Genomic DNA, 13507 nt, shown 5'->3' with positions numbered 1-13507 from the left:
TGATATGAATCATCAAACGCCACTACGTACCTCCATCAACGCGAGCCTGCTCTGCGTGGTCATTACCCTGGGCGGCGCGTTGCCAGCCGCCGCGCAACCAGGTGGCCGCACTTCGCCGACTCGCCCGCCTGGCGCGGGTGGCCGCGCGGAAAAGCAAGCGCTCGATGCCGCGGAGAAACCTGTGGTGTCGCAACCCTCGACGGCATCGTCGCCGACCGGCGGCTCGTCGACCAGCAGCGCTGCGCTGACGCCTGCAGTGGGTGAGGATGAAACGCTCTATAGCTGCAAAAAAGCCAAGGGCTCGATCACGATCTCGTTTAAGCCCGAGAGCGAGCTCAAAGACCTCATCACGTGGGCGATGAGTTTTACCTGTAAGAACTTCATCTACGAGGCCGGCATTCTCGCGCGCTCCAAGAAGGTGACGATCATTTCGCCGCTCAAGATGAGCCCGCAAGACGCCTACCGCGTGTTTTTGTTGTCGTTGTCATCGATGGGCCTCACCGTCGTGCCCAAGGGCAACGTGCTTCGCATCGTCGAGGCGGCGCAAGCTAAAGGCGAAACCCTGCCCATTTTTCGCAAGGGCACGCCCGGCAACTCTGACGAGGTGGTGCGCGCAATTATGCGGCCGACCCATATCGGCGTCAGCGCGCTGAGCGACGCCATCTCGGTGGTAAAATCGAGCGTTGGTGACATCAAGGTCTTGCCCGACGCCGGCGCCATCATCGTCACCGATTACGCCAGCCACATTCGCGACATGGCGAGCATTGCGCGCGAGATCGATCGCCCGTCGGCGAGCAATGGCATTTACACCATGCGGATCAATAACGGCGACGTCAAAGACATCGTCGCCAAGCTCAACGAAATTCTCGGCCCAAGCCCCGCGGCAGGTGCGGCCGGTGCGGCTGGCGGGCGTGGCACCGCGACGCGCGGCGGCGGCGCCGAGCAGTTTTCGGTGGGAGATGTCGAGACGGCGTTGCCAACCAAGATCTTGGCCGACGAGCGCACCAACACACTCATCCTCGTCACAAATGACGCCGGTTATCACCGCGTGCGCGGCCTGGTGCAACGTCTCGATGTCGCCTTGCCATCCGATGGCACCGGCTCGGTTCACGTCTACAGCGTCAAGCACGGCAATGCCGAAGATCTGGCGACAACGATTAAGAGCGCGCTAACCGGCCAGTCCCAGCCAAGCCGTCGTTCCGGCACCACGACGCCCGCAACGAGTACTGCCGGGCCCCAACGCAATGTGCCGGTCCAGGCGCCCACGCCCGCGGCCGCTGGCGGCGATGGCGCGGCCTTCGAAGGGCAAGTTCAAGTCACCCACGATTCGCCGACCAACTCGCTCGTGGTCGTCGCCTCTGAGCGCGACTACATGTCACTGCGGCGCGTGCTCGACAAGCTCGATACACCGCGGCGGCAGGTTTACATCGAGGCCGTGATCATGGAGGTCTCGGTGGGTAGCGGCCGTGATCTCGGCACCTCATTTCACGGTGGCCTCCCAACCGGCAGCGGTAACGACTCGTTGGTATTGGGCGGCCTGCAGGCGGGCAGCGTCAAATCGATTCAGCCATCGAGCCTGGCGTCGGCATCGGGATTGATTGGAGGCATCATTGGTCCGCTGCTACCCGAATCGGAAAAATTGCTGGGCACCAGCATTCCCTCGTTTGGCGTGTTGGTGCAGGCGCTCGGCACCACCAAAAACGCCAATCTCTTGTCATCGCCACAGCTGCTCACCGTCGACAATGAGCCCGCCGAATGGAAGGTCGGCTCCAATATTCCCTATGTCGGCAGCATCACCTTTGGCGGGGCTGGCACGGGTGCTACCTCGCCATTTGGGTCTGGACAGCAGAATGTACAACGACAACCGCTCACCCTCGAGATGAAGGTCACGCCACATATCAGCGCCGATGAGAGCGTACGCCTCGAGGTGGAAATCAATATCAGCGATCAAATTGGCGAGACCTCGATTGGCGGGCTGCCGCAGCCGATTTGGAGCGAGCGAAAGCTCAAGAACGTGGTCAACGTCAACGACCGTTCGCCTGCGGTGCTAAGTGGCTTCATCTCGGAAAAAACCATCTATTCAGATTCAAAGGTGCCCTTGCTCGGCGACATCCCGATCCTCGGCTATCTATTTAAGGTTTCGTCCAAAAAGAAGGAAAAAACCAACCTGCTCGTGGTGTTGACGCCTTACATCGTCACGTCTGACGCCGACCTGCGCGAAATCTATCGCCGCAAGATGGAGGAACGCACGGAATTCTTGCGCCAGTTCGGATCATTTCAAAAAATGAAGTACATGCCCAAGGCCGATTACGGCCGCAAGCGCGGCCTGATCGAAGAGATGAATCGCACCGTGCAAGAGGTCGAGCGCGAAGATGCCGTGATCCGCGCGTTTGAGACCCAGCAGCTCAATATCCCTGATGGCGCCATTCAATACGACACGTCGCCGGTCGAGGGCGACGTCGAACTCGAAGGCGCCGCGGCTACGCCCACGCCCACGCCGGGCAAGCCAACCGAGGCACCCAAGCCATGAGCGCCGCCTTGTCTTTCATCAAGCGCTTGCGGCTCGGCGAGCTGCTGCGTCAGCGCGGCGTGGTGAGCGATGAGCAGATTGAAAAAGCGCTGCAGCGGCAGATCGACGACGGCGGCCGCCTCGGCGAAATCCTAACCAGGCAGCGCGCCGTTTCTGAGGAGCAATTGGCCGCGGCGCTCGCCGAGCAGGCGTCGTTCGGCTTTTGGGAAGACTTGCCAAAGCCTGAAGATATTCCGGTGGAGCTGCTCGAGCGCGTGCCGGTTGGCTTTGCCAAGCAGCATCAGTGTTTAGTGCTCGGGCGCGCGCCCACCGGCCGCGTCATGGTGGTGGTGGCGGATCCGTACGCCATCGAAGCCATCGACGACGTGCAAGTACTGCTCAAGGGCAATGTCGATGCCTACGTTGGCGTGCCGTCGAAAATCGTCGATCTCATCAACCGCGCCTACTCGCGGGTAAAGCAATCGGCCGATCTAGAGCACAAAAAGGGCGAGGAAGGCGACGACGAATTTTCCGGCGACGCCGACGAGCTGGTTGACATCTTGGATGCCAACGACGAGGCGCCGATCATTCGCTGGGTCAACTCGCTGATGTTTCATGCGGTCAAAGACCGAGCCTCTGACATCCACATCGAGCCGGGCGAGAAAGACGTGGTCGTGCGCTACCGCGTCGACGGCAACCTGCGCGAATCCAAGCGCGTCAGCCGGCAGTTTTTGGCGTCGATCATCGCGCGCGTCAAGATCATGTCAGGGCTCAACATTGCCGAGAAGCGGCTGCCGCAAGATGGCCGCATTCGCCGCAAGATCGCCGGCAAAGACGTCGACATGCGGGTAGCGACAGTGCCCACCGCCACCGGCGAGCGGGTCACCATTCGTTTGCTCGATCGCAGCTCGGTGCTGCTTGGCCTCGCCGACGTCGGCATGGCGAGCGACATCTTGGTCGACATGCGCGCCATCATCACGCGCCCGCACGGCATCTTGCTCGTCACCGGCCCGACCGGTTCGGGTAAAACCACCACGCTGTATGCGTGTTTGTCCGAAATCAACGCGCCGGATACCAACATTCTCACGGTCGAGGATCCGGTCGAGTACCAGCTCGAAGGCATCTCGCAGACGCAGGTAAACACCAAGATCGATCTTACGTTTGCCTCGGGGCTGCGCTCGTTCTTGCGCCACGATCCCGACGTCATCATGGTCGGCGAAATTCGCGACAAAGAAACCGCTGAAATTGCGATCACGGCGTCGCTCACCGGCCACTTCGTGTTTTCGACGATTCACACCAATGACGCCGCTGGTGGCATCACGCGTCTCATCGACATGGGCATTGAGCCCTTCTTGGTTGCGTCGTCGCTCGTTGGGCTTCTCGCTCAACGCTTGGTGCGGCGCCCGTGCATCGAATGCGCCCAGGCGATTAAGCCTAGCGCTGAGGCCTTGCGCGAGCTTGGCCTGGATGCCGACAAATTCTATCGCGGCGGCTATCAGTTCGCCGAGGTCAAGGGGCAACGTAAAATGGCGCCTGGCACCATGTTGCGCGCGGTTGGCTGTCCAAGCTGCTCGGGGCTTGGCTACCGCGGCCGGACCGGCATTTACGAATTGCTCATGATCGACGAGACCGTGCGTCGTCTGGCCTTGGAAAAATCTGACGCCTCGAAGATTCGCAATGCGGCGATTGCCGCGGGCATGGTGTCGCTACGGCTCGATGGCGCGCGTAAATGCGCCATGGGCCTCACCACCCCCGAAGAAGTCCTACTTGCGACGGCGGAGGCTGACTAAAACTAATGCCGGTTTTTGCATACAAAGGAGTTGCTACCGGCGGCAAGGCCGTCAGTGGCACGCGCGACGCGGAGACGCCCAAGGTATTGCGGCAACTCATGCGCAAAGAGGGCATCGTCGTCACCGACGTCAGCGAGTCCAAGGGCGCGCACGTCGCCGGCGCCGGCAAGGGGCTTAACAAAGATGTCGACCTCGGCGGCATCTTTGGTGGCGTCAGCGCCGCCGAGCGCGCGGAGTTTGTCCGCAACATGAGCATCTTGCTGCGCGCGGGTATCTCGCTTGCCACCGCGCTGCAAATTCAGGTCGAGCAGGCCGACAACCTGCGCTTTAAGACGCCGCTCGCCGAAATCCGCACCATGGTCAACGAGGGTCGCTCGTTTGCCGATGCGATGGCCAAGCATCCGAAAATCTTTAACGAACTATCGGTTTCGATGGTTCGCGCCGGGGAAACCGCCGGCAACTTGGATGAGGTCTTATCGCGCCTGGCGGACTTTGAGGAGAGTTCGATTAAGCTTAAGAGCAAGGTGCAGAGCGCGATGATCTATCCGACGATCATGATGATCGTCGCGATCTTGATCGTCGGCATCTTGATGATCAAGGTCGTGCCGCAGCTGACATTTCAGCTCAAGAGCCAAGGCAAGACCTTGCCGTGGAACACCAAGCTCATCGTGTGGATGTCTAATACCGCGCAGCACTACTGGCTGCCCATCCTCATCGGCATGGGCGTGGCGGTCTACGCGTTTACGCGCTGGGTGAAGTCGCCCGAAGGCCGCAAAAAATTCGATGCCTTTGTGCTCAAACTCCCCAAGCTGTCGTCGCTGTCGCGGCAGATCAACGCCGCGCGTTTTTCGCGCACCATGGCCACCATGATGCGTGCTGGCGTGCCTATGCTGCGTGGGCTTGAAATTTCCAAGCAAGTGCTCAGCAACATGGTGCTGCGCGACACCATCGATGTCGCCAAGCAAGCCGTGACCGAAGGCGATGCGCTCGCCACCACGCTGCGGCGCAGCGCGCAATTTCCCGGCACCATGGTCAAGATGATCGAGGTCGGCGAGCAGTCGGGCCAGCTCGAAGAGATGCTGCAGAAGGTCGCCGAAAACTACGAAGGCGAGGTCGATCGCCAACTGACCAAGTTTACCGCCATGCTCGAGCCGCTGATGATCGTGGCGATGAGCATGATGGTCGGCTTTATCGTGATCTCAATCCTTACGCCACTGATGGACCTCGGCCAAATCGGCGGCAAGAAATAGCAACGACAGGAGAAATGTTATGAGTGAGCAAAACAACACCATCGAATTAAACGAGCAATCTGCGGCGCAGGCGGTATCACCGCTGGCGCGCCAGCAGGGCATGACGCTCATCGAAATCCTCATCGTCGTCGGGCTTATCGCCTTGGTGATGGGCCTGGTCATCGGCCCGCGCTTGTTTTCGAGCCAAGATAGCTCGCAGCGCGGCATTGCTAAGATCGCCGTTGATGACATCGCCGGCCAAACCTATCTTGCGTGGCGCGCCGCCAATCCAGGCAAACAATGTCCAGGGTCAATCAACGACCTCGCGCCGTATCGCGGCGGCAGCAACGCGAAGGATCCGTGGGGTGCCGACTTCGCAATCTATTGTGGCCCAACAGCCCCCTCGGGTTGCAAGGGCATGTGCGCGGCCTCCAACGGGCCCGATGGCAAGCCGAACACCGAAGACGACATTAAGTCGTGGGGCGAGGGAGCCCAATAGCTCCGCGAGTTCGCCATGGCCACCGCAACTTCTTCCTCGTTTGCACCGCATCTGGCGCCGTACCAGCGCCAGCGCGGCATGACGTTGCTTGAAATCCTATTGGTGGTTGGCCTGATGGTCCTCATCATGAGTGTCGGCATTGGCGTGTTTTACGACACCGGCAAATCGGCGCTCGCCGATGACGCACGCCTGATTCGCCAATTTGCCAAGCAGGCACAGCTCATGGCGACGCAGAGCGGGCAAGTACATCGCCTGCAATTTTCATTTGAGCAGAATGCCTACCAGATCGAGGTCTGCCAGACCGGCGCGCCCGAGATGAGCGAAGGTGATGAGCAGTCGGCAACGCTGCTGCGCGAGGCGATGCAAAAGCTCGGTAGCCTGCCGCCCGAGTGGCAGCAGCCGACCGATGCATATTCGGCGGCGGCGCGCGCGGCGGCGCTTGCCGGCCTTTCGACCGATGCGCTGAACTGTCGTCCGGCCGATGGTCAGGGGCTCAGCAAATCGAGCAACGCCGAGGGCTTGCGCGCGCGCCTCTCGGCCGACCGCGGCGTCAAGTTGGCGACCATTCACCTCGGCTCGCGGCGCGACGCCTTTACCGAGGGCTTGGCAGGTATTCGCTTTTATCCCATCGGTGGCGCCGACAAGGCAATCATCGAGCTTGCGCTGCGCGATGACGCCAAACAGGTGTTTTCGCTGGTCGTCAATGGCTTCACCGGCCAGGTCGATATCTTGGACGAGGCAATTGCCCGCCCCGACGACATCTTGTTTCGCGACGCCGAAGGCAAGACGGTGGAGCCGCAATGAAGGCTGGGGCCCGCCAACAAGGCTTCACCCTCATCGAGGTGCTCATTGCGCTTGGCATCTTGGCGATCGGCCTGATCGCCGTGGTTAGCCAAAGCTCGGGCGCGATGTATACCTCGCTCGAATCGCGCATGACGGTGATTTCCACAGATCTCGCGCGCGGCAAGATGCTCGACCTCGAAGAGCAAATCTTAAAAGATGGGTTTGGCGAAACCGATCAGGAGTTCTCGGGCGATTTTGGCGAGCAGGGCTACGAAGACATCAAATGGCTGGCCAAGATCGAGACCGTCGAAATGCCCGACTTCTCGGCGCTGCAGGCCAACGCGCAGACGCAAGTCAAGGCGGCTAATGATGCGCAGGCCGAGGCTGCCGTCAGCGGCCAAGGCGGCCTAACCGCGGCGGCGTTTGAAGAATCGCAGCTCGGCAGCCTGCTGTCGCTGATGGGCGGCGGCAGCGCGGCTGATGCCGCCACCGGCGCGCTAGTTGGGCAAAACTTTACGATCTTCCAAGAGGTGCTCAAGGCGACCATTCGCCGCGTGACGCTAACCGTGACCTTTAAGGTGCTCGACGACGAACGCACGCTGCCGGTGGTGTTGTTCATGACCGACGCGGCCGCGATGAAAAAAGTGATCGGCGAGCTCGGCGCGACGCCACCAGCTGAGCCGGCCGAGCCCGCCACGCCAACCACTCGTGCCCCACCGAGGCGGCTATGACCACCTCCACCAAAAGCAGACGGCAGCACGCCGGCGTGTCAGAAGCGGGCATGACCTTGCTCGAGCTCATGCTGGCGATCGGCGTGCTCGTGCTCATGATGGGGCTGGCATGGGGCATTCTGACGCGCACCAGCCAAAATGCCGATTACTTTTCGAGCTATGAACAGCGCACGCAAGAGATCCGTAGCGCCATGGCGCGCGTCGTCGCGGATTTTGAGGCGGCATATTTGTCGTCTAATGAAGACCAGACGCTAACCGATCGGCGCACCATGTTTGTCGCGGTCGGCAGCGGCACGGTGCCTGAGATTCGGTTTTCGACCTTGGGCCACACGCCCTCATCGCCCGAGGCCAACGAGGCTGAGCAGACGCTAATTTCTTATAGCGCCGCGCGCGATCCAAACGACGCCGGCAAGACCAACTGGCTGCGCCGCGAGACCCGGCGCCTCGCCAACAAGAATTGGCGCGAACTGCCCGGGGTGGCGGAGGTGCTGTTGCCCGACGTCGAAGAAGTTAAGTTCTCGTTTTGGAACGCCGCCGAACAAAAGTGGACCGATCGCTGGGACTCAACCGCGGAGTCCGAGCGCGGCAAGTTGCCGACGCGGGTAAAAATCGACGTGTCTTACAAAAACCGCGAAGGCGACGTCGTCAAGCTCCAGACCCAGGCCCGCATCTTGATGCAAGAAATGGTCAAGGGGCTATGAGGTCGCCGCTATCGCCTGCTCAGCGCAGCCAGCACGCGACCACGCTGCAGCAAGGTTTTGCCATTCCCGCGGTGCTCACGGTGATCGCGCTCGGCGTCGCCATGGTCACCGAGGTGCGCACCAACGCCACCGTCGATGGCCTCGGCGCCGCGAATTATCGCGATCAAATGCGCGCCAGCTTCCTCGCGCGCTCGGCACTCAATATCGGCGACGTCATCATCCGCCTGCAGGGCCGCTTTGACAACGTCAAGGAACTCTCCGACATGGGCATCCGCATCACCGATTTTGCGGGGCTCTTCATGGACATTTTTGGCGGCGATCCAGCGACGCGCATTGGCGCCATCGGCTTTGCCGACGCCAAGGGCCTGGGCGCGGACGACGGCACGTTTGGCGCCACCATCATCGCCGAAGACACCAAGCTCAACGTCAACTGCGCCGCCGGCAGCAATCGCGACGCCGCCAAGGCCATCTACACCGCGCTGCAAAGCCAATATTTCGACCTCGTGTACAACCCGGTATTTGAAGCCGCTGATGGCGAAGGCTGGAATCGAACGCGCGAGCGCCAGACCGACGCCATCTTCGACTATATCGACAAAGATAGCTTCGAGTGGTCGCAACCTGGCAATGCCGAATCCTATGGCTACCAAAGCCTGCCCGATGCCTATGAGCCCAAGAACAACTATCTCGACACCATTGGCGAAATCCGCCTCGCGCGCGGAGTCGACGCCAGGTTCTGGACCCTTTTTGGCCATTTGTTTACGGTCTACGGCGACTGCAAGATTAATTTGCGCAGCCAGCTCTCGGCCGAAATGATTCGGACGCTGATCACCATCTCGGCCAAGAACCAAGATGATCCAATCTTGCGCGATCCGATCCGCCTTTACGCGCTCGCGCAGTTTGTCGTCAAGGCGCGCGAATTTGGCGTTTCTACGGCTACGGTGCAGGAGTTCGCCGATCTGGTGAAGAGCCCTAAGGATGCCCTGGGAGGCCTCGCCGACGCCGGCGGGGGCGCAAACGGCACCGCCGCGCCGAGCGGGGCGCAAACGCCTAGCTTTGTTCCCGAGGCTGGCATCGAGCTAGACCTCACCAAGCTCGGGCAGATCGCCGTGTCTGGCCCTACACGCGTCTATCGCATTTCGGCGTACGGCACCGTCCTGCGCGGCTATCGCGAGCCAACGCCAGCGGAGGCGATTGAACAAGCGGCGGCGCGCCAAGATGCCGCGGAGAAGGCGACGGCGAGCGGGCAGGACCCGCAGCGTGCGGCCAAGCAAGTCGCCGCGGCGCAACAGCCCGATGCATTTCTTGGCCCAATCAAACGCACGATCACGGCGGTGTGGGACACTAAATTTGTGCCGCAAAACAGTCGCAACACCGAGGCCGGCAATGGCGCCTACGTTTACCTGTTGGAGCAGTAACCTATGTCCGAAATCGTTTTTGCCGTAGAAGTCACCTCAAGCGCCGTCTGCATTGCGGTAGGCACGCAGGGACTGCGCGGCGCAAAAGTCGAACGCCTGGTGGTACGCGACCTGCCCCTGCCCACGCCACCATCGGCCGCCGCCGCAACCGTCGATGCCGATGCCGAATTGCAGGCCAGAGCCAAGCCGGTGCTGGCCGCGATGATTGCCGAGCTCGGCCTACGCGGCCACGCCGGCGCGTTCGTGGTCCCCGATCGCGACGTCTTCACCCGCTTGTTGACCTTTCCGTTTGCGCCGCTTCGCCGGGCGGAAATGAGCGCCGCGGTAGGGGGCGAACTCGAAGGCATGTTGCCACTCGAGCTAGATGAACTAGTTTTTTCATTCGATGTCTTGCCCAGGGCGACGGCCGCGGGCGACGATGGCGCGCGCGTTTTGGCGCAAGCCATTCCGCTCCGCGACGCACGCGGGTGGCTCGATTTCGCCGACGCCTGTGGCTTCACCGCCATCACCTTGCTGTCGCCGCTCGGCGCGCTCGCCGAGGTGGCGGCCGGACGACCCAAGACGGCAGCCCCGGCAGTCTTGATCCATCTAGAAAGCGATCGAACGGACGTTGCGGTGTTAGCGGGCAGCAAATTGCTGTTCGCGCGCAGCATCGGCCGTGGCGCCGATGACGTCGTGCGCTGGCGGCAGGCTGGCGCGGGAGGCGCGGCGCAGGCCGCCTTTGACGAGGCGGGCCTCGCGCTTTGGCTGCGCGATGTTCAGCAAAGCATTCAGGCAAGCCACGACAAGCTCGGCGTGGTGCCTACCATGGCGGTATTTTCGGGACAGGCCGCGGGGGCGCTAGGGCAGGTCGCCGGCGCGCATCTCGGCGTGCCGGTCGGCGGGTTGGCGGAGATCATGGATACCGCGGCGGCGCCCGCGGGGACCGCCGATCACATCACGGTCGTTGCCGCGGCGCTCTCTCGCGGTCGCGACAAGCCAACATTTGATTTACGCCAAGGCGTGCTGGCCATCGCGGGCGACATGTCGTTCATGCGCGCCAAGGCGTCGGTGCTCGCAGCCAGCGCTGCCGCCATCTTGTTATTTGCGGCGGCCGCTGGCTGGGCCGCGTACCACAAGCAAAACAAGGCGTATGCCACGCTCAGCGCGCGCGTAAAAAGCGAAAGCATCGAGCTGTTCGGCAGCGCCAAAGATGCAAAAACCGTCGTGGATGAAGCTGGAGGGGCGCTGACCGCAGTGGTCTCCCCGGTGCCCAAGATGACGGCGTACGATATCTTCGTCGAGATCAACGACAAATTGCCCGGCAAGGACAAAGTGACGCTCGACGTGACCTCGCTTGAAATATCCGCCGACAAGATCTCGCTGCGAGGCAGTGCCAAGACGTCTGATGAGATTGATCTTATCGATAGCGCGCTGAAGGCGATTAGCTGTTTTTCCGAACCCTCACGCGGCCAGACGCAAACCGGACCCAAGGGCGAGAAGACCTTTCAGCTCGCCTATAAACAAACGTGCATGTGATGTATGGCAAATCTAAGCAATAAACTCGAAGCGTATTGGGAAGGCCTGTCAGCGCGCGAGCGCCGCACCATGGTGCTCGGTGGCCTTGGGGCCGTCGCCGTCCTCGTCTTGTACTTCGGCTTGGCGGTGTACGATGGCCTCGTCGCCTTGGATGGCAAAAACCAGGAAATGCGCCGGGCCCTGGCGGCGATGCAATCGGTGCGCGCGCAGGGCGGCCTTAAAGATACCAGCGCGGCGCCGACGCTCTTGCCCGACGCGGTCAAGCTCGAGAGTTATCTCGACAACGCCGCGCAAAAGACCGGTGTCACCATCCCGGCGTTTACCCCTCGTCCTGAAACCCGACGCGATGGCGTCGTGATTCACACCATGACCATCGAGCCGCGCGGCCTTACGATCGCACAGGCGCGCGATCTGCTGCGCACCATCGAACAAGACAATCGCACGGTGGCGGTGACCAACCTCACGATGAATCGAAATTTCAAGGATGAGGGCAACGTGGATCTTAAGATCGAAGTTTCCGCCTACGCCCTCGATGTGCCCGCCGCGGCGGCGCCTGCAGATGGCGGCGCGGTTGCAGGGAGAGCGCCATGAGCGAGAGTGGGGCAGGGCCGCGCGTACGTTGGCGCATGTGGCTGCTATGGGGCGCGGTGGCGGTCATCTCGATGGTCTTTTTTCTGCAGTGGACCTTTCCTTATGATCGCGTGAAGGACCGCGTCGTTGACGCGCTTTCCGCCAAATATAACGTCACCGTTGGCTCGGTGCATCGCGGCTTTTTGCCGGGGCGGATGAGCCTGCGCAAGGTTGCGTTAGAATCGCGCCCGAGCAAGGTCGGCGAAGTACCCCGCGTCATCTTCATCGACCGCATAGATCTGCAAGTCGGCATGTTCGCCGCGATCACCGGCAACCTCGACCTTGGCTTTGACGTCGCGATGGGCGGAGGTACGATCGAAGGCAACGTCGAACTGAGCAAGGCGGCGGTCGAGGTTACGCTCGATGGCCGGGGCGTGCCGATGGTCAGCGTGCCAGGCCTTGCGGAGGCGGTTGGCCTGCCCGTCGGAGGCAAGCTCAATACGAAGGTCGCGTTGCACATGCCGTATACGACCAAGGGAAAACGCGCCATCGACATTCCCAAGATGTCCGGTGTCATAACCCTTGCGTGCGTTGTGGGGTGCACGGTTGGCGACGGCGTCGCGCGCGTTAAGCCAGGTGCTAACGCCAACAGCAAGAACGCCATCTTTGGTGCCGACGGCATCGTCGTGCCACAGCTGACCATCAATTCGTTCTCGCTGGCGCTGGCCTTTGACAAGGGCCACGCCAAGGTGAAGTCATTCGAGCTGGTCTCTGCCGACGGCGATGCGGATATCGAGCTGGATATTGCGCTCGCGCCGGAATTTCCAGCGTCGGAGGTAAAGGGCTGCATCAAGTTTAAGCTGTCGCCCGAGCTTAAGGCGCGCGAAGAAAAGTTCGGCAACATCCAAGCGTTTATCGGTACGCCGATCGACAAGGAGGGCTACAACAACATTGAATTGTTTCGCACGGTGCGTCAGATGGGACGTCGCCCCGCCGAGGCTTGCAGCGCAGCCAGCCTAGACGACGACGATCGCGACGCCCCCCAAACGCAACCCACGCGCCCGCCGGTACGCCCGGACCTGCCGCTATCTGCGCAAGACGCGGCCGCGGCGCCACTACAACCTATCGTGCCCGCGGATGCGCCCGTTGCACCGGCTATCGTGCCCGATGCCCCAACGATTGGCGCGGCCACCGACGCGCCCCGCATCGATCCGGCGGCCATGACCGCAGACGACGCCGAGGCCATGCGCCGACGCGTGATGGAGGCCGCCGATCGCGCTGAGTCACCACCACCGGCTAGCGTCGACGCGCCGCCGGCTGACTACGTGCAATAGTCGGGCGTCGGCGCGCTGGCGTTTTTTTCTTGGTTGCGGCTACTGCCTTTGCGGCGAGGCCAAACACGCTGAGGTCAATCATGTCGCGCTGATCAAAGCGCACGCCCTCTTTTTCTAGCAGGCCCTTGGCGATGGCTGCGCCGATGGGGTCGAGAATCGAAATCCTGCCCCACGCGCCGCGTTTGCCGATGACGCGATGCCATGGCACGGCGACGCCAAGGCTGCCCGCGGCCTTCAGCGCCGTGGCCGCGACGCGCGCGCCGCGCGGAAACCCCGCGAGCTCGCCAATCTGGCCGTACGTGGCAACGCGCCCTTTGGGCACCGCAAGCACCACGCGGTAGATGGCGGCAAAATTCGGTGGTAGCTCGCCCCGGCGATGACCGGCATAGCTTGCGGACGACATCGCGTCACGTTACGACATGCTCGGC

Annotated in this window: 12 protein-coding genes; 11 read left to right on the top strand and 1 reads right to left on the bottom strand. The window is 61.8% G+C overall.

What is annotated here, in order from left to right:
* The first annotated feature begins 4 nt into the window (after window positions 1-4).
* From gspD to gspN, 11 genes are read left to right on the top strand one after another with little or no spacing between them, the layout of a single operon-like run.
* Entirely contained in the window at window positions 5-2530 is a 2526-nt protein-coding gene (gspD, locus tag IPL79_08055) for a type II secretion system secretin GspD (GenBank protein MBK9070937.1), read from the top strand.
* On the top strand, window positions 2527-4299 hold the full coding sequence (gene gspE, locus IPL79_08050) for a type II secretion system ATPase GspE (protein MBK9070936.1): 1773 nt from the start codon (window positions 2527-2529) through the stop codon (window positions 4297-4299). The genes gspD and gspE overlap by 4 nt, the downstream gene beginning before the upstream one ends.
* Before the next feature lie 5 nt (window positions 4300-4304).
* On the top strand, window positions 4305-5549 hold the full coding sequence (locus tag IPL79_08045) for a type II secretion system F family protein (GenBank protein MBK9070935.1): 1245 nt from the start codon (window positions 4305-4307) through the stop codon (window positions 5547-5549).
* A gap of 19 nt (window positions 5550-5568) precedes the next feature.
* Window positions 5569-6027, top strand: coding sequence for a prepilin-type N-terminal cleavage/methylation domain-containing protein (locus IPL79_08040; GenBank protein MBK9070934.1), 459 nt, complete (start codon window positions 5569-5571; stop codon window positions 6025-6027).
* A gap of 15 nt (window positions 6028-6042) precedes the next feature.
* Window positions 6043-6831, top strand: coding sequence for a type II secretion system protein (locus IPL79_08035; GenBank protein MBK9070933.1), 789 nt, complete (start codon window positions 6043-6045; stop codon window positions 6829-6831).
* Window positions 6828-7541 carry a prepilin-type N-terminal cleavage/methylation domain-containing protein gene (locus IPL79_08030; GenBank protein ID MBK9070932.1) on the top strand — a complete coding sequence of 238 codons (714 nt, stop codon included), beginning with the start codon at window positions 6828-6830 and terminating at the stop codon, window positions 7539-7541. The genes IPL79_08035 and IPL79_08030 overlap by 4 nt, the downstream gene beginning before the upstream one ends.
* A complete protein-coding gene (locus IPL79_08025; protein MBK9070931.1) occupies window positions 7538-8242 on the top strand; it encodes a prepilin-type N-terminal cleavage/methylation domain-containing protein in 705 nt (234 codons plus the stop codon). The genes IPL79_08030 and IPL79_08025 overlap by 4 nt, the downstream gene beginning before the upstream one ends.
* A complete protein-coding gene (locus IPL79_08020; GenBank protein MBK9070930.1) occupies window positions 8239-9657 on the top strand; it encodes a general secretion pathway protein GspK in 1419 nt (472 codons plus the stop codon). The genes IPL79_08025 and IPL79_08020 overlap by 4 nt, the downstream gene beginning before the upstream one ends.
* A 3-nt stretch (window positions 9658-9660) precedes the next feature.
* Window positions 9661-11175 carry a hypothetical protein gene (locus tag IPL79_08015; GenBank protein MBK9070929.1) on the top strand — a complete coding sequence of 505 codons (1515 nt, stop codon included), beginning with the start codon at window positions 9661-9663 and terminating at the stop codon, window positions 11173-11175.
* A 3-nt stretch (window positions 11176-11178) separates the two neighbouring features.
* Window positions 11179-11766, top strand: a complete 588-nt coding sequence (locus tag IPL79_08010) for a type II secretion system protein M (GenBank protein ID MBK9070928.1) — start codon at window positions 11179-11181, stop codon at window positions 11764-11766.
* 35 nt (window positions 11767-11801) lie between these two features.
* Window positions 11802-13079, top strand: a complete 1278-nt coding sequence (gene gspN / locus IPL79_08005) for a type II secretion system protein GspN (GenBank protein ID MBK9070927.1) — start codon at window positions 11802-11804, stop codon at window positions 13077-13079.
* Here the strand turns inward: gspN and IPL79_08000 are convergent.
* Complete coding sequence (locus IPL79_08000; GenBank protein ID MBK9070926.1) at window positions 13042-13482, bottom strand: MGMT family protein; 441 nt, start codon at window positions 13480-13482, stop codon at window positions 13042-13044. The genes gspN and IPL79_08000 overlap by 38 nt on opposite strands.
* Window positions 13483-13507 lie beyond the last annotated feature (25 nt).

It is taken from the genome of Myxococcales bacterium (genome assembly GCA_016716835.1).
Classification (GTDB): domain Bacteria; phylum Myxococcota_A; class Polyangia; order Haliangiales; family Haliangiaceae; genus JADJUW01.
Note: the sequence above shows the minus strand (reverse complement) of the source record. Positions and strands in the feature narration are given on the sequence as shown.

Bases quoted from the DNA above. Each gene is read 5' to 3' on its own strand.
- IPL79_08045 (MBK9070935.1), top strand. From the start codon at position 4,305: ATGCCGGTTTTTGCATACAAAGGAGTTGCTACCGGCGGCAAGGCCGTC.
- gspE (MBK9070936.1), top strand. From the start codon at position 2,527: ATGAGCGCCGCCTTGTCTTTCATCAAGCGCTTGCGGCTCGGCGAGCTG.
- gspD (MBK9070937.1), top strand. From the start codon at position 5: ATGAATCATCAAACGCCACTACGTACCTCCATCAACGCGAGCCTGCTC.
- IPL79_08030 (MBK9070932.1), top strand. From the start codon at position 6,828: ATGAAGGCTGGGGCCCGCCAACAAGGCTTCACCCTCATCGAGGTGCTC.
- gspN (MBK9070927.1), top strand. From the start codon at position 11,802: ATGTGGCTGCTATGGGGCGCGGTGGCGGTCATCTCGATGGTCTTTTTT.
- IPL79_08020 (MBK9070930.1), top strand. From the start codon at position 8,239: ATGAGGTCGCCGCTATCGCCTGCTCAGCGCAGCCAGCACGCGACCACG.
- IPL79_08035 (MBK9070933.1), top strand. From the start codon at position 6,043: ATGGCCACCGCAACTTCTTCCTCGTTTGCACCGCATCTGGCGCCGTAC.
- IPL79_08010 (MBK9070928.1), top strand. From the start codon at position 11,179: ATGGCAAATCTAAGCAATAAACTCGAAGCGTATTGGGAAGGCCTGTCA.
- IPL79_08025 (MBK9070931.1), top strand. From the start codon at position 7,538: ATGACCACCTCCACCAAAAGCAGACGGCAGCACGCCGGCGTGTCAGAA.
- IPL79_08040 (MBK9070934.1), top strand. From the start codon at position 5,569: ATGAGTGAGCAAAACAACACCATCGAATTAAACGAGCAATCTGCGGCG.
- IPL79_08000 (MBK9070926.1), bottom strand. From the start codon at position 13,482: ATGTCGTCCGCAAGCTATGCCGGTCATCGCCGGGGCGAGCTACCACCG.
- IPL79_08015 (MBK9070929.1), top strand. From the start codon at position 9,661: ATGTCCGAAATCGTTTTTGCCGTAGAAGTCACCTCAAGCGCCGTCTGC.